We start from the raw sequence: 24,494 nt of genomic DNA, 5'->3' as shown, positions 1-24,494 counted from the left end.
AAACCAGCCTGCCCGCTCGGCGGCGAGCCTTCCCGGAAGCGACGCGGGCACGCCTGATCCCCGCCAGCGCATGGGAGCCGACGGCCCTCCGGGCCGACTCGAGGGGCGCCGCCTCACCGCTGTGCGGTCAGCGCTCCCAGGGGATCGTCGAGGACCGGCTGCCAGGCCAGTTCGGCCGCGCCGACGAGGCTGTTGTGGTCGAGGGTGCACGCGAGGATCGGGACGCCGCCGCTCTGGCCCCACAGGCTGCGGTCGGCGACGACCGCGCGGAGGCGGCCGGGGTCGGCGTCCAGGAGGGTGCGGTGGAGGCCGCCGAGGATGATGCGGTCCGGGTTGAGGAGGTTGACCAGGCCGGCGAGTCCGAGGCCGAGCCGGTCGATGAGGGCCTCGGCGGCGGTGCGGACGCCCGGGTCGGCGTAGTGGTGGCGGACGAGGTCGATGGACTGCTGGAGCAGGGACACCTCGGGGCCCGGCTCGCGTCCCGCCTCCGTGAGGAAGGCCAGCGGGTCGGTCTCCACGTCGAGGCAGCCGCGGCTGCCGCAGTGGCAGGGACGGCCCTCGGGGTGCACGGTGAGGTGGCCGACCTCCAGCGCGAGACCCGAACTGCCCCGGTGCAGACGGCCGTCGAGGACGAGCGCGCCGCCGACGCCCCGGTGGCCGGTGGCCACGCACAGCAGGTCGCGGGAGCCTCGGCCGGCGCCGTGCCGGTGCTCGGCGAGCGCGGCCAGGTTGACGTCGTTCGCGGCGAACGCGGGCCCGTCGATGCCGGCCGCGCGCACCTGCTCGGCGAAGATGTCCCGCACGGGCGCGCCCGCGGGCCAGGCCAGGTGCAGGGGGTTGAGGGCGAGGCCCTCGGGTTCGGCGACGGCGGACGGCACGGCGAGGCCCGCGCCCACGCACCGGCGCCCGGTCTCGCGCAGCAGTCCGGCGCCCGCCGTGACGACGGAGGCGAGCACCTTGGACGGGTCGGCGTCGACGGTCTCGCAGCCGGGCGCGGTGGCGACGATCCGGCCGCCCAGTCCGACCAGCGCCGCCCGGAAGCCGTCGGCGTGCACCTGTGCGGCGAGCGCGACGGGCCCGTCCTCGGCGACGGCCAGCTTGTGCGAGGGCCTGCCCTGCGACCCGGCGGCCGCGCCGGGCCGGGCGTCGACCCGGATCAGCCCGAGCGCCTCCAGTTCGGCGGCGACGGCGCCGGCCGTCGCCCGTGTCACCCCGAGCTCGGCGGTGAGCACGGCACGGGTCGGGGCGCGTCCGGTGTGCACGAGTTCCAGCGCGGGTCCGAGCGCTCCGCGCCCCCGGTCCAGTCGCGTCCTCGATGTGTTCCCGTCCCCCGCCGGCCGGGGATCCGCCTTCCCGCTCATGAGGGCGAGTCTCCCATGATCCGCCGGAGCGGCGGCCTACAGACCGCTGACCCGGAGCGTGATGTTGAGCCGTCCCGTCAGGCCGAGGCCGGGCGGTGCCGTGCCCGCGTGGACCCGCGGGACCCCGTGGTGGGCGAGCCGGGACGGGCCGCCGAAGACGAACAGGTCGCCGCTGCGCAACTCCACATCGGTGTAGGGCCGGGTGCGGGTCTCGGTGTTGCCGAAGCGGAAGACGCAGGTGTCGCCGAGGCTCAGCGACACCACCGGCGCGTCCGACTTCTCGTCGCTGTCGCGGTGCATGCCCATGCGGGCGGCGGCGTCGTAGAAGTTGATCAGCGCGATGTCGTAGGCGGGCACCGGGCCCCCGAGGGTGTCCCGCACCGCCCGGCGGCCCAGCTCCCCCAGCCGGTCCGGGAAGGGCTTCACCGGGGCGCCGTCCCCGTCGACGACGGTGCGGGCGTAGGCGTACGGGTACCAGTGCCGGCCAGGGCACCCGGGGTTGTCCCGTGCGGCCCGGCCGCAGTTCGGGCACGTCCGTACGGGAGCCCAGTGCCAGCCCAGGCACACCTGCCGGGCGGTCATGGTGCCGCCGCCGGGGGTCCGGACCGTGCGCAGACCTGCTGGTGGACGTGCCCACGCGCGGCAGGCCTCCAGCAGGTCGCGCTGCTGCCGCCCGTCCAGCCAGCCGGGCAGATGCACCGCTCCCGGTGCGACCTCCGTACGCTCCCGGGGGAACAGCTCGACGTCCATGCGTCCCATCCTCCCCCACCGGTCTTGAGCTGCGGCTCGGCTAGCCTGGTCGCACGATGAGCGACCGTATGACGACACCGTGGGGCGAGCCGGAGCTGAGCCGCTTCCCCGAGGACCCGCGTGACAGGCTGCGCGCCTGGGACGCCTCCGACGAGTACCTGCTGAGGCATCTGGCCGCGGAGCGGGTCCCGCTGTCGGGCACGGTCGTGGTGGTCGGGGACCGCTGGGGCGCGCTGGTCACGGCGCTCGCGGCGCACCGGCCGACGCAGATCACCGACTCCTGCCTGACGCAGGAGGCGACACGCGCCAACCTCGCCCGTGCCGGGGCGGAGCCGGGCGCGGTGCGGCTGCTCACCACGCAGGATCCGCCGCCGGGTCGCGTCGACGTGCTGCTGGTGCGGGTGCCGAAGAGCCTGGCGCTGCTGGAGGACCAGTTGCTGCGGCTGGCGCCGGCGGTGCACGCGGGGACGGTCGTCGTGGGCACGGGGATGGTCAAGGAGATCCACACCTCGACGCTGGAGTTGTTCGAGCGGATCCTCGGCCCGACCCGCACCTCCCTCGCCGAGAAGAAGGCCCGGCTGATCTTCTGCACCCCGGACCCGGCGCTGGAGCGGCTCGCCGGTCCGTGGCCGTACGTCTACACCCTCCCGGACGGCGTCGGCCCGGTCTCGGGGCGCACCGTGGTCAATCACGCGGGAATCTTCTGCGCCGACCGGCTCGACATCGGCACCCGGTTCTTCCTGCGGCACCTGCCTCAGGGCCGGGGTGGCCGGGTGGTGGACCTGGGGTGCGGCAACGGCGTGGTGGGGACGGCCGTGGCGCTGGCCGACCCGGACTGCGAGGTGCTGTTCGTGGACGAGTCGTTCCAGGCCGTGGCCTCGGCGGAGGCGACGTACAAGGCGAACGGCGGGCCGGGGCACGCCGAGTTCCGGGTCGGCGACGGGCTGGCGGGCGTGCCGTCCGGCAGTGTCGACCTGGTCCTGAACAACCCGCCGTTCCACTCCCACCAGGCGACGACGGACGCCACGGCCTGGCGGATGTTCACCGGGGCGCGGCGCGCGCTGCGGCCGGGCGGTGAGCTGTGGGTGATCGGCAACCGGCATCTGGGCTATCACGTGAAGCTGCGGAAGCTGTTCGGCAACAGCCGGCTCGTCGCGAGCGACCCGAAGTTCGTGGTGCTGAAGGCCGTCAAGCGGTAGCCGCGCCGAGGGTGTCGAGGGTCCTCGCCACGGCCCGTGTCATCGCCTCCCGCGCGACTGTCAGGTAGCCGCGCGGGTCGACGGTCTCGGGGCGCTCGGCGAGGAACTCCCGGATCGCGCCGGTCAGCGCGATGTTCAGGGCCGTGCCGATGTTGACCTTGGTGATGCCGCCCGTGATCGCGGCCGTGAGTTCGTCGTCCGGGACGCCGGAGGAGCCGTGCAGGACGAGGGGGACGTCCAGTGCGGCGGACAGGCGTGTGAGCAGGGGGTGGTCGAGGGTCGCGGTGCGGGTCGTCATGGCGTGGGCGCTGCCGACGGCGACGGCCAGGGCGTCCACGCCCGAGTCGGCGACGAAGGCCCGGGCCTCGTCGGGGTCGGTGCGGGCGCCGGGGGCGTGGGCGTCCAGCGGGGGTCTGCCGTTCTTGCCTCCGATCTGGCCCAGCTCGGCCTCGATCCACAGGCCTTGGGCGTGCGCCCGGTCGACTGCCGCCCGGGTCGCGGCGAGGTTCTGCTCGTAGGGCAGCCGGGCCGCGTCGTACATGACGGAGCTGAAGCCTGCTTCGGCCGCCTGGTGCAGCAGGGCGTCGCTCCGCACGTGGTCGAGGTGCAGCGCGACCGGTACGGCGGCGTGTTCGGCGGCGGCGACGGCGGCACGGGCGAGCGGGAACAGCCGCCCGCCGCGGAACTTGACCGCGTTCTCGCTGACCTGGAGGACGACGGGGGCGTGCGCGGCCTCGGCGCCCGCGATGACGGCCTCGACGTGCTCCAGCGTGATGATGTTGAAGGAGGCGACGGCCGAACGGGCCGCGGCGGCACGGGTGACGAGGCCGCCGGTGGTGGTGAGGGGCACGGTGACTCCAGGGTCGGGAAGCGGGGCACCAGGCGTCAGGGCGCGAGGATCACCGAGCGTGTGAGGTGCCGGGGAAGGTCCGGGTCGAGGCCGCGGGACGCGGCGACGGCGACCGCGAGGCGCTGGGCGCGGACGAGTTCGGCGAGCGGGTCGAGGCCCCCGGCGATCCACAACGCGCCTGTTGCGCGCACCTTTCGGCGAGCCCGCCGGGCGCGTCCCCGAGCATCCAGGTCGCCGTGCCCGAGGTGCTGACGCTGATCGGGCCGTGCCGGTACTCCATCGCCGGATAGGCCTCCGCCCAGGCCAGCGCGGCCTCCCGCATCTTCAGCCCGGCCTCGTGGGCCAGGCCGACGGTCCAACCACGGCCCAGGAACGTGAACTGCCCGCACTCCACCAGTTCTTCGGGCAGCGGCTCCGACAGGGCGGTGCGCGCGTCGGTGACGGCGGCGGCGGGGTGGAGGCCGAGGTGGGCGCGGAGCAGGGTGAGGGCCGTGGTCGCGAACCGGGTCTGCACGACGGAGCGTTCGTCCGCGAAGTCGAGGACGGCGAGTTCGTCGGCGGCCGTCCGTACGGGCGTGTCCGGGTCGGCGGTGACGGCGGTCGTGCGGGTGCGGCCCTTCAGCCGGCCGAGCAGGTCGAGGACCTCGGTCGTGGTGCCGGAGCGGGTGAGGGCGACGACCCGGTCGTAGTCGCGGCCGTGGGGGAACTCCGAGGCGGGGAACGCGTCGGTCTCACCCTGGCCCGCGCCCTCCCGCAGGACCGCGGCCGCCTGCGCCATGAAGTACGAGGTGCCGCAGCCGACGATCGCGACCCGCTCCCCCGGCGCCGGCAGCACCCGCGCGTGGCCCGCCGCCTCCGAGGCGGCGCGGGCCCAGCACTCGGGCTGGCTGGTCAGCTCATCCTCGGCATGCGTCATGCGGCACCCTCCAGGTCTGACTGTTTCTGCAAGATATCGCCAGCTTTCGAGCATCATCAAGCATCTGGTCTGATCGGGTGCGCTAGGGTCGCCGGAGATCGACAGGTGGAGGTCCGGATGTCGCGCGACGCCCGCTGGAAGGCGCTGCTGGAGCTGCTCGTCGAGCGCGGCCGGCTGGACGTCGAGGACGCGGCCGGGGAGCTCGGCGTGTCGGCGGCGACGATCCGCCGTGACTTCGACCGGCTCGCCGAGCAGCAGATGCTCGTCCGTACGCGGGGCGGCGCGGTCGTGCACGGGGTGTCGTACGAGCTGCCGCTGCGCTACAAGACGGCCCGCCACGCCTCCGAGAAGCAGCGCATCGCGAAGGCGGTGGCGGGTCTCGTGGCGCCGGGTGAGGCGGTCGGGCTGACCGGCGGCACGACCACCACGGAGGTGGCGCGGGCCCTGGCGGTGCGCGGGGATCTGGCGTCGGGGCCGCCCGCGCTGACCGTCGTGACGAACGCGCTGAACATCGCCAACGAGCTGGCCGTGCGGCCCCAGTTCAAGATCGTGCTGACCGGCGGGGTGGCACGGGCCCAGTCGTACGAGCTGGTCGGGCCGCTCGCCGACGCGGTGCTGGGGCAGATCACCGTCGATGTGGCGGTGCTCGGCGTCGTCGCCTTCGATGCCACGCACGGCGCCGCCGCGCACGACGAGACGGAGGCCGCGATCAACCGGCTGCTGTGCGAACGCGCGGAGCGCGTGGTGGTGGCCGCCGACTCCAGCAAGCTGGGGAAGCGGGCGTTCGCCCGGGTCTGCGCCGCCGAGGCGGTGGACGAGCTGGTGACGGACACGGCGGCCGACGCGGAGACCGTGCGGCGTTTTGAGGAGGTGGGAGTGCGGGTCGTCACGGTGTGAGACCGCGACACTGGGATCGCGGTTCGCCGGACCGGGGCCCCTCGGCCGAAGGGCAGCACGATCAGCCGGTCACGATCGGCGCCGACGACGCCGGGCCGACGTGGAGAGCGCCTGAGCGGGGGGCCGCCGGCAGTCCTAGGCTGGGGCTGAGGCGCCTACCGGGCAGGGAGGCTGTCATGGGCGGAGCGGCGGACGACCACGGCGCGCCGGGGGGCCGGCGGTATCTGCCGATCGCCGAGCACGGGCTGATCGGCGATCTGCGCAGTGTGGCCCTGGTCGGGACCGACGGCACGATCGACTGGTACTGCTGCCCGGCTTTCGACGCCCCGAGCGTGTTCGCCTCGATCCTGGACGCGGAGCGCGGCGGCTGCTTCGAGCTGGCGGCAGCCGTGCCGGCGCGGACCAAGCAGTTCTACTTCCCCGACACCAACGTCCTGATCACCCGGTTCTTCACCGAGGACGGCGTCGGCGAGGTGCAGGACTTCATGCCGGCCGGCGGCGAGCCTGCCGAGGCCGAGCGGCACCGGCTGATCCGGCGGGTGATGTGCGTACGCGGCTCGATCCCGTTCCGTACCCGCGTCGCTCCCCGGTTCGCCTACGGCACCAAGCCCCACACCGTCCGGCTGACCGGCGAGGTGGCGGTCTTCGAGGCCGAGGGCCTGGCGCTCGCGCTGACCGCGACCGTTCCGCTGGAGGTCGGCGGGCCGGACGTGTACGGGGACTTCAAGCTCTCCGAAGGCGAGTCGGCGGTGTTCGCGCTGGACAAGGTCGGCGGCGACGTGGCGCCCCGCCGGTGCGCCCACACGGACGCGGAGCAGCAGTTCGCGGCGACCGTGGCCTACTGGCGGCGCTGGCTGTCGGCGTCACGGTACAAGGGCCGCTGGCGGGAGATGGTGCACCGCTCGGCCCTGACGCTGAAACTGCTCACGTACGCGCCGACCGGGGCGATCGTGGCCGCGCCGACGACGAGTCTGCCCGAGCAACTCGGCGGCGAACGCAACTGGGACTACCGGTACGTGTGGGTGCGCGACGCGGCCTTCTGCGTCTACGCCCTGCTCAGGCTGGGTTTCACCGGCGAGGCCGAGGCGTTCATGCAGTTCGTGACCCGGCACGTCAGCCCGGGCGACAGCAAGCCCTCCGGTCCGCTGCAGATCATGTACGGCATCGACGGGCGCACCGAGCTGCCCGAGCGGACCCTGGACCATCTGGAGGGCCACCAGAATTCCGCGCCCGTGCGGGTCGGCAACGCGGCGGCCGACCAGCTCCAGCTCGACATCTACGGCGCGCTGGTCGACTCCGTCTACCTCTACGACAAGTGGGCCCGGCCCATCTCCAGCGACCAGTGGGACGACATGTGCGCGCTGGTGGACTGGGTGTGCGCGCACTGGGACCAGCCCGACGAGGGGATCTGGGAGACCCGGGGCGGGCGCAAGAACTTCCTGTACTCGCGGCTGATGTGCTGGGTGGCGATCGAGCGGGCGATCCGGATGGCCAACCGGCGCGGCCTGCCCGCCGACCTCCCCCGCTGGCGGGAGTGCCGCGACACGATCTACCGGCGGATCATGAGCCGGGGCTGGTCCGAGAAGCGCCGGGCCTTCGTCCAGAACGAGGACGGCGACGTGCTGGACGCGGCCCTGCTGATGATGCCGCTGACGAAGTTCATCGCCCCGACCGACCCGAAGTGGCTGTCGACACTGGACGTGCTCACCGAGGAGCTGGTGTCCGACTCCCTGGTCTACCGCTACGACTCGCGCTCCAGCCCGGACGGACTGCGCGGCGACGAGGGCACGTTCTCCATCTGCTCGTTCTGGTACGTCGAGGCCATGGTGCACGCCGGCCGGATCGACGAGGCGCGCCTGGCCTTCGAGAAGATGCTGACGTACGCCAACCATCTGGGTCTGTACGCCGAGGAGATCAGCCACACCGGGGAGCAGCAGGGCAACTTCCCGCAGGCGTTCACCCACCTCGCCCTGATCAGCGCGGCGTTCAACCTGGACCGGGTGCTCGGCTGAGCACTCAGTGCCCGTGGCCGTCGTCCGCATGCCCCTCGGGGGTACCCGCATCGGCCGCCGCTCCCCCGGCCCGGACGGTGAACGCCGCCGTGTGGACCTTGCCCTCGTGCTGGAAGTCGAGGAACAGGCGGTAGGAACCGGCGCTGGGCGCCGTGGCCGTGAACGAGATGTCCGGGCCGGGCCTGGTGGTGCCGTCGCCGGGTTCGCCGTTCGGGTGGACGTGCAGGTAGGCCAGGTCACCGGAGCGCAGGGCGACCAGGTGGCCGTACGCGCCGAGGTAGGGCTGCAGGTTCGTGACGGGCTTGCCGTCGCGGGAGACCTTCAGCGTCAGTTCGCCCGCCTTGCCGGGACGCAGGGCACCGGCGAGCTCGACCTCGTAGCCGTTGGCGTCGGCCGTGGTGCTCGGTGCGGGCAGGTCCTTCGGCCGGTACGGGCCGGAGGCGGCCAGGTCCGCGCCGAGGGTGAGGTTCCGGGCGTTCTTCGCCGCCGGGGTGAAGTCGGCGAAGACGCGGTAGCCGCCCGCGCTGGGCAGGTCGACGGGGGTGCTCCAGGTGCCGTCGGCGGCGCGGGTGGGGTGCAGGTGGCGGTAGGTGAGCAGGTCGCGCGAGGCGACGACGAGGTGGAGTTCCTTGTCGTGTTCGCGCTGGTAGGCGGTGACCACGCGGCCGTCGGCGTCCCGGACGGCGAAGCGCAGGTCGGCGCGCTGCCCGGCGGTGACGCGCGGGGTCTTCAGGTCGAGGGTGTAGCCGCCCTCGGAGATCTGCAGGCCGCCGACCGGGGGTGTGTCGTGTCCGGCGTGGGCGCCGCCCCCCTCCGGCTCCGGTGACGGCCGGGCATGCTCGTCCTCCTGCTGCGGCAGGCTGTCGGCGACGACGGGGCCGAAGCCCTGGCCGACGCCGTAGGCCGCGCCGAAGGTCGCGGCCAGGGCGGCGGCGAAGGTGCTGATCCTCAGTCCGGTGTTCATGACCGTCGGCTCCTTCAGATACCCGGTCCCCGCTCGGATGCGGGGTCTCCATGCAGCCCACAATACCCCTAGGGGGTATGAAGTCAAACCGTCCCCGCGCTTGTTTCGTATACCCCTCAGGGGTATATATGAGACGGCAGGGGTACCCCCGGCCCGTATATGTGATTCCGATCGAGGAGGCACCGATGCCCGCCACCACCTACATCGTCTCCGGCATGTCCTGCGGCCACTGCAAGGCCACGCTGACCAAGGTCATCGGTGAGCTGGACGGCGTCAGCGGTGTCGAGGTCGAACTCGACACCGGTCGCGTCACCGTCACCACTGCCGGGGAGCCCGACGACGCCGCGATCGCGGAGGTCGTCGACGAGGCCGGCTACGAGCTGACGGGGCGGCGGGTCTGATCATGACCGCCACCACCGGCAGCGGAACCACCGGAATTACCGGAACCACCGGAACCAGAACCGCAGGCACCGAGGTCGAGCTCACCATCGGAGGCATGACCTGCGCCTCCTGCGCGGCGCGCATCGAGAAGAAGCTCAATCGCATGGACGGGGTCACCGCCACCGTCAACTACGCGACCGAGAAGGCGAAGGTCAGCCACTCGGGCGAGGTCTCCGTCCAGGACCTGATCGCCACGGTCGAGGCGACCGGGTACACCGCCCAGGAGCCCGCACCCGCCGAGGAGCCCGGCGCAGAGGCCGCCGGGGCCGACGACGGTCTGCGGCCGCTGCGCGAGCGGCTGGTCACGGCCGTGGTGCTCGCGGTGCCCGTCGTGGCGATGGCCATGATCCCTGCGCTGCAGTTCGAGTACTGGCAGTGGCTGTCGCTCACGCTGGCCGCGCCCGTCGTGACGTACGCGGCGTGGCCCTTCCACAAGGCGGCGTTCACCAACGCCCGGCACGGCGCGGCCACCATGGACACGCTGATCTCGGTGGGCACCTCGGCCGCGTTCCTGTGGTCGCTGTGGGCGCTGTTCTTCGGCACGGCGGGCACGCCGGGCATGACGCACCCCTTCGAGCTGACCATCGAGCGCACGGACGGCGCCGGGAACATCTACCTGGAGGCCGCCGCAGGCGTGACCGCCTTCATCCTGGCCGGGCGGTACTTCGAGGCCCGCGCCAAGCGCAAGGCCGGGGCGGCACTGCGGGCACTGCTGGAGCTGGGCGCGAAGGACGTCACCGTGCTGCGCGACGGCGGACGTGAAGAGACCCTTCCCGTAGCGGAGTTGAGCGTCGGCGACCGGTTCCTGGTACGCCCGGGAGAGAAGATCGCGACGGACGGGACGGTGGTCGAGGGCTCCTCCGCGGTGGACGCCTCGATGCTCACCGGCGAGTCCGTGCCCGTGGAGGTGGGCGAGGGCGACCCGGTCACCGGCGCCACGATCAATGTGGGCGGGCGGCTCGTCGTGCGTGCCACACGGGTCGGTGCCGACACGCAACTGGCGCGGATGGCCCGGCTGGTGGAGGACGCGCAGAACGGCAAGGCCGCGGCGCAGCGGCTCGCGGACCGGATTTCCGCCGTGTTCGTGCCGGTCGTGATCGCCCTCGCCCTGGGCACGCTGGGCTTCTGGCTCGGCAACGGCGCCGGGCTGACGGCCGCCTTCACTGCCGCCGTCGCCGTCCTGGTCATCGCCTGCCCCTGCGCCCTGGGGCTGGCCACGCCGACCGCGCTGATGGTCGGCACCGGGCGGGGCGCCCAGCTCGGCATCCTCATCAAGGGCCCGGAGGCGCTGGAGTCCACGCGCCGGGTCGACACCGTCGTCCTGGACAAGACCGGCACCGTCACCACCGGCCGGATGACCCTGCTGGCCGTGCACACCGCCGACGGCACCGGCGAGGCCGACGTGCTGCGGCTGGCCGGGGCATTGGAGCACTCCTCCGAGCACCCGATCGCCCGTGCCGTCGCCGAGGGGGCGCTGGAGAAGCTGGGCACGCTGCCCACGCCGGAGGACTTCGCCAACGTGCCCGGACTCGGCGTGCAGGGAGTCGTCGAGGGCCACGCCGTGCTCGCCGGCCGGGAGCGGCTGCTCGCCGACTGGGCGATGGAGCTGCCGGAGTGCCTGGCCCGAGCCCGGGCGGCGGCCGAGGACGCCGGGCGCACGGCCATCGCGGTCGCGTGGGACGGCGAGGCACGGGCGGTGCTGGAGGTCGCCGACGCGGTGAAGGAGACGAGCGCGGAGGCGGTCGGCCGGCTGCGTGCGCTCGGGCTCACGCCCCTGCTGCTGACCGGCGACAACGAGGCGGTGGCCCGGTCCGTCGCCCGCGAGGTGGGCATCGAGGAGGTCATCGCCGAGGTGCTGCCGCAGGACAAGGTCGACGTCGTCAAGCGGCTGCAGGCCGAGGGCCGGTCGGTGGCCATGGTCGGCGACGGCGTCAACGACGCGGCGGCCCTCGCCCAGGCCGATCTCGGACTGGCCATGGGCACGGGCACGGACGCCGCGATCGAAGCCGGCGACCTGACCCTGGTCCGCGGCGACCTGCCGGCCGCGGCGGACGCCATCCGCCTCGCCCGCCGCACCCTCGGCACCATCCGCTCGAACCTCTTCTGGGCCTTCGCCTACAACGTGGCGGCCCTCCCCCTGGCCGCGGCGGGCCTGCTCACCCCGATGATCGCCGGGGCTGCCATGGCCTTCTCCTCGGTCTTCGTGGTGGGCAACTCACTGCGGCTGCGGACGTTCCGGGCCGCCGGCTGAGGCGGTAACGGCTCAGCGGCGGTGCCACACCAGCGTGTACCGCCAGAGCAGGCGGCGGCGCAGGCGGGCGCCGGGCAGGGTCGTGCGGGCCTCGCGGGCGATCTCCGGGAACGTCAGGTCCGGCTGCCGCACCGGCGCGGTCATCGCGACCGGGCGCGGGGCCCGGCGGCCCCGGTTCTTCACCAGCGCCATGACGATGTTGAGCGGGATCGACGCCACGCCGAGAAGGTGGTCGGCGGGCGTCGCCTCCCGGGAGACACCGACGATCACCAGGGTGCCGCCCGGAGCAAGGCGGTCGCGGAAGGCCTCCAGGGCCCCGGTGAACGGCAGATGGTGGAGCACGGCGACGCAGGTGATGACGTCGTAGGACCGGTCCGGAAGCCCGGCCGGCGCGTCGGCCACCGTGTACGTCACCGGCGCCGCCGCCGGGGTCAGCTCCCGCGCCCTCGCCGTGATCTCCGGGTCGGCGTCCATCGCGTGCACCCGCTCCGCCCGGCGGGCCAGCAGCCGGGCGAGGTCGCCGCTGCCGCATCCCACGTCCAGGGCACTGCCCACCCGCCGCGGGAGTTGCCGCAGGATCCAGCGGTGGAAGTGGGCGTTGTGGTCCCAGGGGTGGGCGGCGTGGAACCCGTCGAGGGCGCGCGGGACCCGTCGGAGCAGGGGCGTCATCCCCCAGTCCACCAGACGGGTGCACTCGGCCACCGTGTCCCGGATCACCGGGGTGGCCGTCCGCCGACCGGGCACTCGGGAGGTACCGGCTCGCAGGGGCGCCGAGCGTGCGCCCGGCGTGAGCCGGTACCTTGCCGGGAAGGCCACTGCGGGGAGAAGCACATGACCGATCCGACGACCACAGAGGGGGACGCCCTCCGTCCGCTCGCGCAGGACGGGAAGCCCTCGGGCGGGCCCGGCCGGCTCCTGGGCGCCGTGATGAGCGACCTGAGGACCGTGGACGGCGCCCTGTACGCGGCGGTGGCCGCCACCCCCACACCCACCCTCGACCGGACACTGCGCCATCTGTCCCACGCGGCCGACCACTCCAAGATCTCGTTCGCCATCGCCGCCGCCCTGGCCCTGGGCGGCAAGCGGCCGCGCAGGGCCGCGCTCGCGGGTGTCGGCGCGATCGCCGTGGCGTCGGCCTCCGCCAACCTGCTCGGCAAGCGCCTGGTACGCCGCGCCCGGCCGGACCGGGAGGCGGCCCGGGTGACGGTGGACCGGCACGTGCGGATGCCGACGTCGGCCTCGTTCCCGTCCGGGCACACCGCCTCGGCGGTCGCGTTCGCCACCGCCGTCGGCGTGGTCCTGCCTCCGGCGGCCGCACCGCTCGGGGCGCTGGCGAGCGCCGTCGGCTACTCCCGCGTCCACACGGGCGTGCACTACCCGGGCGACGTGGCCGCGGGCGCGGTGCTCGGCATCGCGAGCGCCGCGGCGGCACTGGCGGCGGCAGCGGCCACTCCGTCGGCGAAGACCCAGGCCCTCCTGGAGGCGGCCCGTTCCTGGCCCCGGATCGGCATCGGCAACGCCCTGCGCCGGTGAGCGGCGGGCCGGGCCGGGCGCAGGGCCCGGCCTCCCGGCCCGGCATCCCTGCGCTCAACAGGCAGCGGACCGGCGTACGTCGACGGCGGTGAGCGCCAGGGCCAGCGCCCGGGGGCGAGGAAGGCCAGCGGCACCAGCATCCAGGCGCACAGCGCGGCCGTCGCCACGGCGAGCAGCACCAGACCGCTGCCGCCCGGGTCAGCCGCGGCGTCCCGGGCCGCCCCGCGTACCGCTGCCCGCCAGTCGGTGAGCGACTCGGGGCGTCCACAGGCGCGCAGGGCGCCGGCCATGCCCTCCACCAGGAACCGCTGGAAGGCGAGGAACCCTCAGGCCCCCTCAGGTCCCCGGCCGCTACTCCCCCTGGTACGGCAGCGTGGTGCCCGGCAGCGCGTACTCGTCCCGGCGGCCGCACATGCCGAAGCCGCCGAGCCGGGTGGGCGCGCTCTCGTGGGCGGTGGCCTCGTCGAGGTAGCCGGGGTCGCCGTCGGCCAGCGCGTCGAGCTGGGCGCCGGTGCGTTCGGCGGTGGCCAGGGCGCCCGCCCGCCACAGGGCGCGCCAGGCGGGCACCTTGTCGCGCACGATCCGGGCGGCGGCCCGCTGGAACTCCCGGTACGGGCCGTCGTCCCCGGCGACGAGGGCCTCGCGCAGGACGAGGTAGCCCTCGACCGCGAGGTCCCTGCGGCGCCGGGCGGCCGCCGCCGTCTCCGGTCCCGTGCCGGGCGGCAGGGTCGCCGCGGCGGCGTACTTCCCGGGGTCGGCGAGCACCTCGGGCGGGAAGGTGAAGACGGCGTCCCCGGCTTCGGGCAGACCGCTGTTCTGCATCAGCACGGTGATGCGCAGATCGCCCCCCTGCACCATGCGGTGCACGGTGCCCGGCGTGAACCAGGCGAGGGAGCCGGCTTCGAGGGGGATGTCCCGGTAGCCGTCGGGGCTCAGCGTCTGCACCGCGCCCCGGCCGCCGGTGACGACGTACGCCTCGGTGCACACCAGGTGCAGGTGCGGGCTGCCGCCGCAGGCACCGTCGGCGGCCTCCCAGTCGTAGGCGCTGAGGTGGGACAGGCCGACCGCGCCGGGCAGCGGGTGCGGCAGCCCCTGCTCGGTTTCGCTCACCATGGCAGGCCTCCCAGGTGGGCGCCGACCCGGTCGCGGTCCCAGGCGCCGTCGGCGATCACCAGCCGGTAGCGGTACGCGAAGGACTCGCCCGGCGGCAGCTCGAACTCCTCGAAGAACGCCCAGGAGAAGGCGACCGTCGGAAAGGGCTCGGAGCGGACGAACCAGTGGGACTCGTGGATCGCGGACGTCTCGTCGAGGTTCTCCGGCGCGTGCGCGAACACCAGCGTGGAGTGTCCGTCGATGTCGTCGTGCTCGGTGGTGAACGCGAGCCAGGGGCCCTGCGTGCCCATCAGCTTGCCCGCGTCGGCGTCGGTGTCCGGCGCGAAGACGGTGCCGCCGGTGAAGTCGCGCGGGCCGCGCCACTGCAGTCCGGTGTAGCCGGCCATCTCACGGCCCGCGGTGGTCGGGGAGCCGAAGACCAGTGGTGCGGAACGGGTGTTGGTGAGGCGGAGCGACCAGTCGAGGGCCCAGGAACCGGCCTCCTCGTCCACCGAGTGGACAGCCAGGCCGCGCACCTCGCGCGCCCACTCCTCGCCGCCGTTCTCGATCCAGGTGAGGTTCTCGGTGAGGGTGAGCCGGTCGTCCTCGACTGCGAGGTCCGGGAAGCCGTCGTGCCGCATCGAGCCGACCCGCTCGGGCAGCGGCAGATAGCCCTGGCCGTGGACGTAGCAGTTGCCGCCCCAGAAGTTCTGGCCGGACAGATGGCTCGCCGTCATCTGCAGGCCCTTGTGCCAGCGATGGTCGTTCGGACGGTAGCCGGTGACCGTGCGGCCCGAGAGGGTGCGCACGGGGTGGGCGTAGGGCTTGCGGGACTCGAAGGGGTCCGGGTCGGGGCGGTAGACGTAGCGGAGGATCTCCGTGCCGTTCGCCGCCGTGACGGCGATGTCCTCGCCGTGCGTGTGCGTGACGCGGATGGTCATGCGCGCTCCTTGGGGGCCCAGTCGGGGTACTCGCCGTGCATGGCCTCGTAGAAGGGGTCGCCGGGGGCGATCTCCCCCGCGCGCACCGAGCGGCCGGTGAACGCCGCCTTGTACAGGGCGGCGGCGAACTCGAGGGTGGCGCGGGCGTCGCGGCCGCTGCCCGGTGGCCGGGTACCGGTGTCGTAGGCGTCGAGGAGGGCGCCGAGCTGGGCGGTGTGCGAGCTGGGCACGTCGCGGGCGGGGGTGCGCCAGGCCGTGGCCCGCTCGGAGGCGACGTGCGGGGCCGGGGTGTAGGCCCAGCTGTCGTTGGTGTGGCCGTACAGGTGGGTGAGCTCGACGGTGGCGTCCGCGCAGTCGACGCGGATGCGGCTCACCTCGCCAGGGGACAGCACGCTGTTGACGACGGTGGCGAGGGCGCCGCTACGGAAACGCACCAGCGCGGTGGAGACGTCCTCGCTCTCGGTGTCGTGCACGAGCCGGGCCGCCATCGCCCGGATCTCCTCCCACGGGCCGAGCAGGTGCAGCATCAGGTCGAACTGGTGGATGCCGTGGCCCATGGTGGGGCCGCCGCCCTCGCTGGCCCACCTTCCGCGCCATGGCACCGCGTAGTACGCGGCGTCCCGGTGCCAGGTCGTCTGGCAGTGCGCGACCAGCGGGGCGCCCAGCTCACCGCTCGTGATCAGCTCGCGGGCGTGCACCGCGCCGGAGCCGTAGCGGTGTTGGAAGACGACCGCCGCGTACGCGCCGGAGGCGTCCTCGGCGGCGGCGATCTCGTCGTACTCGGCCAGCGAGAGGGTGAGTGGCTTCTCACACAGCACCCAGGCACCCGCCTTGAGCGCGGCCACCGTCTGCTCGCGGTGCAGGGAGGGCGGTGTGCCGATGAGGACCAGGTCGGGGCGTTCGGCGTCCAGCATCGCGTCCATGGAGGTGTACCGGGCGACCTCGTCCCCGGTCGGCTCGCGGAACGCGTCGAGCCGCTCCTGGTCCACGTCGACGGCGGCCACCAGTTCCACCCGGTCGGAATGGGCCCGCAGCGCGGGCAGATGGCTGCCGCTGACGATGGCTCCGGTGCCGACGACGGCCACGCGGCGGCGGGCGGGGGACAAGGACATGCGGCGCTCCTCGGACGGCCGGCGGACACACGCTGGGAAAGCGCTTGCACTCGGAATGGACCCTAGGCGCGAGAGAATGTCAGGACAACCCCCCTGCAGCGACCTGCACAAGGTCCGCCCGCGCATTCTCCCAGCTTGGGGCGGAGTTTCCGGTTGTTGCCGTGGCCACGGAAACGGCACTCCCCCGCTTCCCGGGCACCGCGAGACGCGCCGCCCTCGCCCTGACGGCCGCCGGTCCCAGCCTGACGGCGCTGCCCGCTACGGCCGGGGCGATCCCCGGCTCCGACTCGCGCACGGCGGAGCCCGGACCCGTCTCAGGCCCGGGCTCCGCCGGCAGGACAGGCGGGGCCGGTCGTCGGGACCGGCCCGCTGGCCTCAGGATTCGACGATCTTGCGCACGTTGTCCACGGAACCGCAGACGGCCTTCAGCTGACGCTCACGCTCCTGCCAGAACGCCAGGCCCAGTTCCTCCCGCCGCTCCATCGCCACGTTCTCCCGCGCACCGTTGAGGATGGTGCGCTCCTCCTCGTCGGCGTGGTGGGTGACGGCCTCGACAAGCTTCTCCAGCTTCTCGTCCCACTCCTCGGAGCCGACCTCCTCGACCTCGAGGAGTTCCAGGAGGGCCTCGTTGCCCTCGTCGTGCTCGTGCTCGCCGTGTTCGACCTCTTCGTTGTCGATGTTCTTGTACCGCTTGAGAGCCGGGTAGACCCTGGCCTCCTCGGCGAGCGCGTGCGCGATCAGCAGGTCCGCGAATTCCCGCAGTGCACCGGACCGGTCGGCTTCGACGCTCCGCATCCGGCGGAAGAGGTCTTCCATGCGCCGGTGGTCCTGGAGAATGAGCTCGACGACGTCTTGTGTATCGGCCATGGAACAGGCACGCCTTTCGTGCAAGAGAATCAGGCCATTTCCCTTTACCCCGTTTCTGACGTTGTGTGCATCACGGGCGGGCCTGCCGGTCTACCAGCGATACCAGCGGTGCTTGCGTCCTGGCGCCCGGCCCTTTGACGAACACACAGTCGAATTTCCGCGTTTCGGCACCGGGATCACGGGCACATGCATCGCTTTGCCCAAGGGGTCCTTTCACTCTGACGACGGGCACCTCGTCCCCGGTCACCCAGCGGCGTCGCTCCCCCCATGGGCGGGTTTCCCGGCTGACACGGACTCCCGTGTGCCGTCGGGGAAACGGATCTCGACGGCCCCGCCGTCCCCGGCCCGGGCCCGGGCCCGGGCCCCGTGAGCCGAGGCGTGCACCGTCGGGTCGGCGCTGAGCACGACCAGCGTCACCAGGAGGTGCGTGCCGCCGGGGTGGGAGGGCAGTGTCAGCAGCGGCGTCGCCGAGTGGTGCCCGTACGCGTTGCTGCCCGCGGCCGCTACCACTGTCCCCTCCTCGTCGCCCCAGCCGTGCAGGCCGACGAGCGCGCTGGTCAGCCCGTCCGAGCGCCGGGCCAGTGCCCGGCCGGGGGCGGTCCGGCCGGCCGGCGGCCCGGTGGCGTCGGCGACGGCCCAGCCGCCTTCGCGCACGGCTGTGCCGGGCGGCGCGTCGACGCGGTGCACCCGCACCTCCCACGGGCCGTGCACCACGCTGACCGTCTCGATGCGGTGCCCTTCACCGCTGCCCGGGAGCACGGCCCGGTGCCAGGAGGCGGCACAGGCCCCCTCGGCCCCGAGCGGGTGGATACGGCCGCGCGAGGTGGGCGTACCGTCGGGGGCGAGCAGGGCGATGTGGTTGTCGGGGCCCGGTTGCGGTGGCCCCGGATGAGGTGGCGGAGGTGTCTCGGGGGCCGTGGCGCTGGAGTAGGCGAACCGGGCGTAGTGCGGGCTGTCCTCCGCCTCGGCCGGCGGGGGCGGCAGGCGGTCGCTGCCGTGGTTGACGAGCCGTACGATCCCGTCGGCCGCCGTGGTGTGCAGGAGCCAGCCCGGCGCCGGCAGCGCGAGGCGTACGTCGTGCGTCTCGACCAGGCCGGGTTCCTCGGGCGCGGTCCACACGGGGTGGCCGGCGGGCAGGAGCAGGCCGAGGAAGGCCTTGCTCGCCCAGTACGGCGAGGCCGGACCCGAGTACCGCTGGGTGACCGGGAGGAACGGCGCGTACCAGCCGAGGGTGAGCAGCCCCTGGGCGTCGGGCACGCCCCGCTCGGCGAAGTGCTTCAGCGCCCCGGAGGCCAGGCGGCGGGTGCGGCCCGGCGGCAGCGGGGTGGCGTCGGCGAGAGCGCCCGCCCACAGGGGCGCGGTCGTGGCGAACCGGTAGGTGAGGGAACGGCCTTGGTGGACCGGTGCGCCGTCGGCGCCGAAGAAGTGCTGGTGATGGTGGAGGAACGACCGCAGGCGCGTCCGGTGCTCCGCCAGCAGCCCGGGGTCGGCGCGCGGTCCGGCGATCCGGGCCCAGAGCACCGGGTACAGGTGCAGCGCCCAGGCGTTGTAGTAGTCGAACTTGCGGCCGTCGCCGTCCGTGTACCAGCCGTCGCCCCGGTACCAGTCCTCCAGGCGCGCCAGGCCCGCGTCGATCTCCGGGCGGCTGTGCGGGGCGCCGACGGAGGCGAGGAACTCCTCGGCGATCACCTGGAACAGCCGCCAGTTGGAGTCGTTGACGACCGCTCCGACGAAGCCGCCCAGCCAGTCGGCGACGCGCTGCCGGACGCGGTCGTCGAGCCGGTCCCAGATCCAGGGCCGGGTCTCGTGCAGGGCGATCGCGACGGACGCGGCCTCGACCATGGGCTGGCTCCGGTCGGTGATCGGCGGCCAGCGGTCGGGGCTGTGCGGGTCGGTGCCGGCCGTGAGCCCGGCCGCGTACCGCTCGATCAGGCCGGGCACACCCTGCCCGCCCGAGCCGGCGATCCGGAACGCGGCGAGCAGGAAGGAGCGGGCGAAGCCCTCCAGTCCGTCCGACCAGGGCCCGGAGTGGCTGGGCGGCCCGGGGAGGCGGTACTGGGCCAGGCCCGGGGAGGCGTAGGGCGTCAGGGCGTCCAGGAGACGGTCGGCGATCGCCTCCCAGTGGGCTCGGGTCCAGCCGGTGAGCGGCGAGGTCAGCGGGTCGGGGGGCGGCAGGTGGGGCAGGTTGGGCAGGTCCGTCGGGTCGGGGAGCGACACGTGCGGCGCGCTCATGCGGGTGTGGTTCCTCCGTTGGTCACAGGGCACGCCCGGGCGGGGGCGGGCCGACGCTGTCACGGACGACGATGTGGGTGCCGAGCAGGTGGTGGGCCCCGGCGGCGTGCTCGGGGTCGCGCAGCGCGATGCGCACGGCGGCGCGCCCGAGTTCCTCGGCGGGGGTGCGGACGGTGGTGAGCGGGGGGTTGAAGTCCTCGGCGAGCGGGATGTCGTTGTAGCCGACGACGGAGATGTCCCCCGGGACGCTCAGTCCGGTGTCGGCGATCGCGCGCAGGGCACCGGCGGCGACCATGTCGTCCCCCGCGACCACGGCGGTGAACTCCCGTGTCCGCTTGAGCAGTTCGGTCATGGCGCGGTGGCCGGCGGCACGGCCGAGGCCGCAGTCGACGACCTGCGCGGCCTCGGGCGGCAGCCCGTGCCCGGCGAGCGCGGCCCGGTAGCCGGCGACCCGGGCGTCGAGGGCGGTGTTGCCGGGCAGCCCGCCCAGGAAGACGATCCGGCGGTGCCCGGCCGACAGCAGATGGCTGGTGACGGCGTGGGCTCCGGCCTCGTTGTCGAACTCCACCACCAGCGCCGGGACGTCCTGGTCGGGCGCGGGCCGGCCGCAGAGCACGAGCCGGGCTCCGGAGGAGTCCAGGGCCTGCGCGTAGTGGGCGACGCGCTCGCGGTAGGCGTCGTCCTCGACGACCCCTCCGACCAGGATCACCAGCCGGGCGCCCTCCTCCCTCATGAGCTGCACGAACTCCATCTCACGCTGGGCGTCGCCGCCCGTGGCGCCGACCACGCAGAGCCAGCCGCGGTCGGCTGCCTCCGCCTCGACGCCCTCGGCGACCTGGGCGTAGAAGGGGCTGGTGACCTGGCGGACGACGACGGCGGCCATCTTGCGGCCGCCGCCGACCAGGGCACGGGCGTGCGCGTTGGCCACGTAGTCCAGGGCGCGGGCCGCGCGCAGGACCCGGGCCCGGGTCGCGGCGGGAACCGGGTGGTTGCCGCTGAGCGCCCGGGAGGCGGTCGCCGTGGACACGCCCGCCCGCTCGGCGACCTCGCGGATCGTGACCCGCCCCTTGGAGCCCATGTCGTTCCCCATCCCCCGCGTCTCCTCTTCCGCCCACGCCTGTTCAGGTGTTGGCCGCGTAGTCCTTCGCGTACTCCTCGGCCATTCTGTCCCCGCCCCGGCTCCGCCACTTCTTCACGGCCGCGTCCCACTCGGACATGGGCACGCGCCCGGCGATGATCCCGGTGATCGTGTCGTCCAGGAAGGACTTGAGGGTGGCGCCGTGGGAGTTGTTCGTCGCGGACTGCAGCCCGAAGGAGGCGTCACGGACGGCGTGCGGTACGACCTTTCGCTGCCAGGTGTGCAGGGCGCGCACGGCGTCGGGCATGCCGGGCACGAACAGCACCTGGGGGCCTTCGGCGAGGTACTTCAGCGGCAGGTTGGTGTTGTTCTCGACCTCGCCGAGTTCGGTGGGTTGGGGCGAGCCGTCCTTGCCGCGGGTGAAGTGGACGCCCTCGACGCCGTAGTGGACGAGCTCCCACTCCTCGCTGCCGAAGGGCGCGGCGAGATAGTCGAGGATGCGCAGCAGCAGCTCGATGCGTTCCTTCTTCGCCTTCTTCAGAACGGTGTAGCCGAAGGAGCGGCGGGCGGCGACGATACCGCCGGGCTCGCCGCCGACGCTGTACGGGAGAGCCGCCGCCGGGGTCATCTTCCCCCTGGACTCCCGGTACTTGGGCAGGTAGGCGCCGAATCCGTCCTGCATGGAGCCGACGGTGCCGTTGTAGTAGAGCGTCGTCAGGTCGATCTGCGAGATGGACGTGGCGTCGGGGTGGTAGGAGCCGTTCTCGCGCAGCTGCGCCTGGAAGGCGATCGACGCCTTGTAGCGTTCGTCGGCCCAGGCGGGCAGGAAGGTGCCGTCCTTGGTGACGGCCCAGCGCTGGGGCGCGTTGTGGGCGGCGGAGTGGAAGCCGTTGCCGAAGAGCGATCCGCTGGCGGCGCCGAGCATGTACGTCTTCCCGCGTGTGCCCTGCCGGGCCACCGCCGTGAAGTCCTCGGCGGTCCACCCCTCCTTCATGCCCGAGTCGGTGAACATGTCCTGGTTGATCCAGAGGGTCGAGCCGGGCAGCGGGCGCTCCAGGGGGATGCCGTAGATGCGCCCGCCGATGCGGCCCATGTCGCGCCAGGCGTGGGTCGGGATATTGGCGAGGTTGGGGTGGTCGGCGATCGCGTCGCCCGACAGGTACGGCGTGAGGTCCTGGGCGCGGCGCTGCACGAACTGCGCCTCCCGGGGCAGGGTGAAGCCGGCGAACATGTTGATGATCTCGGGCAGGGCGTCGGCGTCGCCGGCCATGACCGTCGCCATCTTCTTCTGGTAGTCGGCCTGGGAGATGATCGTGTATTCGATCTTCACGCCGAGGGCCTTCTCCACTGCCGCCCAGAAGCGGTTCGCCGGGGCGGGCTTGGGCGGGGTGCCGAAGGAGACGGTCATGACCCGGACGGTGGAGCCGTCGCCCGGGGTGCGGGAGACGGATTTGACCAGGTCGGACGGGTAGGAGGTGTAGCCGGCCTGGACGCCGGCCCCGGTGGGGGCGAGGTCGGGCCTCGGGCCGGTGGCGGGCTTGTGGGCCGGCCAGGGGGCGAGCTCCTTCCCGGCGTTGGAGACGTCGCCGTCGCCGGATCCCGAGGAGCAGGCGGTCAGCAGACCTGGGACGGAGACGGCGGCGCCACCGGCGGCCACGGTGCGCAGCAGGGTGCGTCGGGACATGCTGGGCATGGGTGAATCACCTCGTGTCGGCTCGGTTCAGCTCTTGATGGCGCCGGTGAGCACGCCCTTGGTGAAGTACTTCTGCAGGAACGGGTAGACCAGCAGGATCGGCACGGTGGCGATCACGAGCACTGCCATCTGCACGGTCTGCGGGGCGGTGACGGTGGCCTCGCCGGTGGTCGCGTCGGTGAGCCCGGCCCCGGCCACCACATAGGTGCGCAGCACCTGCTGGAGCGGCCAGTGGTCGCTCTCCAGGTACAGCGAGGCGTAGAACCAGGAGTTCCAGTAGGCGACGGCGTAGAACAGGCCGACGACGGCGAGCGCGGCCTTGGACAGCGGCAGCACCACCGACACCAGCACCCGCCAGTCCCCCGCGCCGTCCAGCCGGGCCGCCTCGAACAGTTCCTCGGGGACCGACTGGAAGAAGCCGCGCAGGACGACCAGGTTGAACACGTTGACCAGGACGGGCAGCACCAGCGAGGCGTACGAGTCGAGCAGGCCGAGTTCCTTGACGAGCAGGAAGCTCGGGATCATGCCGGGCGGGAAGAGGAACGTGAACAGCACCAGCAGCAGGACGGGCCTGCCGCCGAAGACGCCCGGGCGGGACAGCGCGTAGGCCAGGGCCACCGTGCAGGCGAGGCTGAGCAGGGTGCCCACGAGCGTGACACCGGCGCTGACGCCGAGGGCGTGGGTGACGATGCCGCCGTCGAAGATGTCGCGGTAGGCGTCGAGGGAGGGCTCCGTGGGCCACAGCACCCAGCCGCCGTTGTCGACGACCTCCCGCGTCGAGGCCAGCGACGTCGACACGATCACCAGGAACGGCACGCACACCAGCAGCACGACCGCGGCCAGGGCGAGTGCCTTGGCGGCCTGGGTGAGCGGCCGGGGCTTCTCCATCCAGCCGGGCCGGGCGGACGCGCTCACTTGTAGACCCCCTGTTCGCCGAGGCGGTGGGCGACCTTGTTGGCCGCGTAGACGAGGAGGGCGCCGACGAGCCCCTTGAACAGGCCCGCGGCTGCCGCGAATCCGTAGTCGCCGCCGACGATGCCCTGGTAGTAGACGAAGGTGTCGATGACCTCGGCGGTCTCCGGGCCGACCGCGTCGCGTTGCAGCAGCATCTGCTCGAAGCCGACGGAGAGGATTTCGCCGAGCCGCATGATGAGCAGCAGCACGACCACCGGGCGGATGGCGGGAAGGGTGACGTGCCAGAAGCGCCGCCAGGGTCCGGCGCCGTCGATGGCGGCCGCCTCGTACTGCTGCTCGTCGACCTGGGCGAGCGCGGCGAGGAAGATGATCGTGCCCCAGCCGGCGTCCTTCCAGATGACCTGGGCGACGACGAGCGGCCGGAAGGCGTCCGGGTTGCCGATGATGTCGACGGTGTGCAGACCGGCCCCGCTCAGACCGCTGTTGAGCAGGCCGGTGTCCCCGAGTACCTGCTGGAACAGCGCGACGACGATCACCCACGAGATGAAGTGCGGCAGATACGCCACCGACTGCACGAACCGGCGCACCGAACTCCAGGTGAGGGTGTGCAGCAGCAGGGCCAGGCCGAGCGGCACCGGGAAGTAGAAGACCAGCTGGAGGACGGCGATCCAGAGGGTGTTGAGGACCGAGTCCCAGAACGCCGCGTCCACGAACATCCGCTGGAAGTTGCCGAGCCCCACCCAGGGGCTGCCCCACAGGCCGTCGAACGGCACATACTCCTTGAACGCGATGACGTTGCCGACGAGTGCTCCGTAGTGGAACAGCAGGAAGTAGGCGACGCCGGGGAGCATCAGCAGAAACAGCGCCCGGCTCGTTCGGTTCTGAAAACCTTTACGCTCACGTCGCGCCCGTCCGGAAGGGCGGCGGTCAGGAGTCACCCCCTTCTCACCTGCTGCTTCCCGTAAGGCAGTTGCCACGGCTCCCCCTCACCTCGCCTTGTCCGGTGAGGGGAAGCTAAAACGCTTTCAGTGCGGGGTCAACACTTCTGACAGAGCCGGGACTTCGGACGGAGGGTGGGGCGGGTCAGGCTTCGAGCGGCCCCCTGCCCGCCCGGTCGGAGGAGTCCCGCGCGCCGGGCAGGGCGAAGAAGCGGCCACCGCCGGCCGGGGAGACGTGGTGAAGAGGGTTCGTCAGCCAGCCGGGGCTGCGTCACCTCGAACTGGCGCCACACGTCCGGTCGGCAGCAGCGGAAGACCAGCCCCGTGTCGAGGTCGCCGACAGCGCGGCACCCCGTCTTCGCCGTCACCCCGTTGCGGGGTACGGGAGTTACCCGTCATCGTGGTGCACGGATCGGCGAGCCCGAGGTGGGCCGAGTCCGTCGACAGCGGCA

The 24,494-nt window shown here is 73.1% G+C and carries 20 protein-coding genes and 1 pseudogene; 6 read left to right on the top strand and 15 right to left on the bottom strand.

What is annotated here, in order from left to right:
* Positions 1 to 113 precede the first annotated feature (113 nt).
* Both ACZ5TL_RS15540 and ACZ5TL_RS15535 read right to left on the bottom strand, forming a co-directional pair.
* The gene (locus ACZ5TL_RS15540; protein ID WP_468590184.1) at positions 114 to 1,361 is read right to left on the bottom strand and encodes an ROK family protein; all 1,248 of its coding nucleotides are present in this window, start codon (positions 1,359 to 1,361) and stop codon (positions 114 to 116) included.
* Positions 1,362 to 1,397: 36 nt separating this feature from the next.
* Positions 1,398 to 2,111 (bottom strand): alpha-ketoglutarate-dependent dioxygenase AlkB family protein, encoded by a 714-nt coding sequence (locus ACZ5TL_RS15535; protein ID WP_468590183.1) that lies wholly within the window; start codon positions 2,109 to 2,111, stop codon positions 1,398 to 1,400.
* A 68-nt stretch (positions 2,112 to 2,179) separates the two neighbouring features.
* Between ACZ5TL_RS15535 and ACZ5TL_RS15530 the strand changes: the two genes are divergently transcribed.
* On the top strand, positions 2,180 to 3,310 hold the full coding sequence (locus ACZ5TL_RS15530) for a methyltransferase (protein WP_468590182.1): 1,131 nt from the start codon (positions 2,180 to 2,182) through the stop codon (positions 3,308 to 3,310).
* On the opposite strand, the gene ACZ5TL_RS15525 is transcribed toward ACZ5TL_RS15530, so the two are convergent.
* Positions 3,300 to 4,160 (bottom strand): class II fructose-bisphosphate aldolase, encoded by an 861-nt coding sequence (locus ACZ5TL_RS15525; RefSeq protein ID WP_468590181.1) that lies wholly within the window; start codon positions 4,158 to 4,160, stop codon positions 3,300 to 3,302. The two genes, ACZ5TL_RS15530 and ACZ5TL_RS15525, sit on opposite strands and share 11 nt — an antisense overlap.
* 35 nt (positions 4,161 to 4,195) lie before the next feature.
* Positions 4,196 to 5,076: pseudogene (locus tag ACZ5TL_RS15520) on the bottom strand (SIS domain-containing protein).
* 117 nt (positions 5,077 to 5,193) lie between these two features.
* Here ACZ5TL_RS15520 and ACZ5TL_RS15515 point away from each other — a divergent pair.
* Together ACZ5TL_RS15515 and ACZ5TL_RS15510 are read left to right on the top strand one after the other, a co-directional pair.
* Positions 5,194 to 5,973 carry a DeoR/GlpR family DNA-binding transcription regulator gene (locus ACZ5TL_RS15515; protein WP_468590179.1) on the top strand — a complete coding sequence of 260 codons (780 nt, stop codon included), beginning with the start codon at positions 5,194 to 5,196 and terminating at the stop codon, positions 5,971 to 5,973.
* 176 nt (positions 5,974 to 6,149) lie between these two features.
* Complete coding sequence (locus tag ACZ5TL_RS15510; protein WP_468590178.1) at positions 6,150 to 7,985, top strand: glycoside hydrolase family 15 protein; 1,836 nt, start codon at positions 6,150 to 6,152, stop codon at positions 7,983 to 7,985.
* A gap of 4 nt (positions 7,986 to 7,989) precedes the next feature.
* Here the strand turns inward: ACZ5TL_RS15510 and ACZ5TL_RS15505 are convergent, their stop codons facing one another.
* Positions 7,990 to 8,949: a hypothetical protein gene (locus tag ACZ5TL_RS15505; protein ID WP_468590177.1), complete on the bottom strand. Its 960-nt coding sequence runs from the start codon at positions 8,947 to 8,949 to the stop codon at positions 7,990 to 7,992.
* Positions 8,950 to 9,134: 185 nt separating this feature from the next.
* Between ACZ5TL_RS15505 and ACZ5TL_RS15500 the strand changes: the two genes are divergently transcribed.
* Positions 9,135 to 9,350 (top strand): heavy-metal-associated domain-containing protein, encoded by a 216-nt coding sequence (locus ACZ5TL_RS15500; RefSeq protein ID WP_468590175.1) that lies wholly within the window; start codon positions 9,135 to 9,137, stop codon positions 9,348 to 9,350.
* A gap of 2 nt (positions 9,351 to 9,352) precedes the next feature.
* Positions 9,353 to 11,641: a heavy metal translocating P-type ATPase gene (locus ACZ5TL_RS15495; RefSeq protein ID WP_468590174.1), complete on the top strand. Its 2,289-nt coding sequence runs from the start codon at positions 9,353 to 9,355 to the stop codon at positions 11,639 to 11,641.
* Positions 11,642 to 11,653: 12 nt separating this feature from the next.
* Here ACZ5TL_RS15495 and ACZ5TL_RS15490 read toward each other — a convergent pair whose 3' ends face one another.
* Positions 11,654 to 12,310: a class I SAM-dependent methyltransferase gene (locus ACZ5TL_RS15490; RefSeq protein ID WP_468590522.1), complete on the bottom strand. Its 657-nt coding sequence runs from the start codon at positions 12,308 to 12,310 to the stop codon at positions 11,654 to 11,656.
* 162 nt (positions 12,311 to 12,472) lie between these two features.
* Between ACZ5TL_RS15490 and ACZ5TL_RS15485 the strand changes: the two genes are divergently transcribed.
* Complete coding sequence (locus tag ACZ5TL_RS15485) at positions 12,473 to 13,174, top strand: phosphatase PAP2 family protein (RefSeq protein ID WP_468590172.1); 702 nt, start codon at positions 12,473 to 12,475, stop codon at positions 13,172 to 13,174.
* Between the two features lie 351 nt (positions 13,175 to 13,525).
* On the opposite strand, the gene ACZ5TL_RS15480 is transcribed toward ACZ5TL_RS15485, so the two are convergent.
* The 9 genes from ACZ5TL_RS15480 to ACZ5TL_RS15440 form a co-directional block, all read right to left on the bottom strand.
* Complete coding sequence (locus ACZ5TL_RS15480; protein ID WP_468590171.1) at positions 13,526 to 14,287, bottom strand: cupin domain-containing protein; 762 nt, start codon at positions 14,285 to 14,287, stop codon at positions 13,526 to 13,528.
* Positions 14,281 to 15,207 carry a DUF6807 domain-containing protein gene (locus ACZ5TL_RS15475; RefSeq protein ID WP_468590169.1) on the bottom strand — a complete coding sequence of 309 codons (927 nt, stop codon included), beginning with the start codon at positions 15,205 to 15,207 and terminating at the stop codon, positions 14,281 to 14,283. Before ACZ5TL_RS15475 ends, ACZ5TL_RS15480 begins: the two co-directional genes overlap by 7 nt.
* Positions 15,204 to 16,319 carry a Gfo/Idh/MocA family protein gene (locus ACZ5TL_RS15470; RefSeq protein WP_468590168.1) on the bottom strand — a complete coding sequence of 372 codons (1,116 nt, stop codon included), beginning with the start codon at positions 16,317 to 16,319 and terminating at the stop codon, positions 15,204 to 15,206. The genes ACZ5TL_RS15475 and ACZ5TL_RS15470 overlap by 4 nt, the downstream gene beginning before the upstream one ends.
* Before the next feature lie 375 nt (positions 16,320 to 16,694).
* Positions 16,695 to 17,186 carry a hemerythrin domain-containing protein gene (locus tag ACZ5TL_RS15465; RefSeq protein WP_468590166.1) on the bottom strand — a complete coding sequence of 164 codons (492 nt, stop codon included), beginning with the start codon at positions 17,184 to 17,186 and terminating at the stop codon, positions 16,695 to 16,697.
* A 243-nt stretch (positions 17,187 to 17,429) separates the two neighbouring features.
* The gene (locus ACZ5TL_RS15460; RefSeq protein ID WP_468590164.1) at positions 17,430 to 19,418 is read right to left on the bottom strand and encodes a DUF2264 domain-containing protein; all 1,989 of its coding nucleotides are present in this window, start codon (positions 19,416 to 19,418) and stop codon (positions 17,430 to 17,432) included.
* A gap of 22 nt (positions 19,419 to 19,440) precedes the next feature.
* Complete coding sequence (locus ACZ5TL_RS15455) at positions 19,441 to 20,496, bottom strand: LacI family DNA-binding transcriptional regulator (RefSeq protein ID WP_468590520.1); 1,056 nt, start codon at positions 20,494 to 20,496, stop codon at positions 19,441 to 19,443.
* Positions 20,497 to 20,539: 43 nt separating this feature from the next.
* Positions 20,540 to 22,189, bottom strand: a complete 1,650-nt coding sequence (locus ACZ5TL_RS15450) for an extracellular solute-binding protein (RefSeq protein ID WP_468590163.1) — start codon at positions 22,187 to 22,189, stop codon at positions 20,540 to 20,542.
* Positions 22,190 to 22,216: 27 nt separating this feature from the next.
* Positions 22,217 to 23,104: a carbohydrate ABC transporter permease gene (locus ACZ5TL_RS15445; protein ID WP_468590162.1), complete on the bottom strand. Its 888-nt coding sequence runs from the start codon at positions 23,102 to 23,104 to the stop codon at positions 22,217 to 22,219.
* Positions 23,101 to 23,955 (bottom strand): ABC transporter permease, encoded by an 855-nt coding sequence (locus tag ACZ5TL_RS15440; protein ID WP_468590160.1) that lies wholly within the window; start codon positions 23,953 to 23,955, stop codon positions 23,101 to 23,103. Before ACZ5TL_RS15440 ends, ACZ5TL_RS15445 begins: the two co-directional genes overlap by 4 nt.
* Positions 23,956 to 24,494 lie beyond the last annotated feature (539 nt).

The organism is Streptomyces sp. NPDC033136 (assembly GCF_055578235.1).
This window is presented reverse-complemented; position numbering and strand designations above follow the sequence as displayed.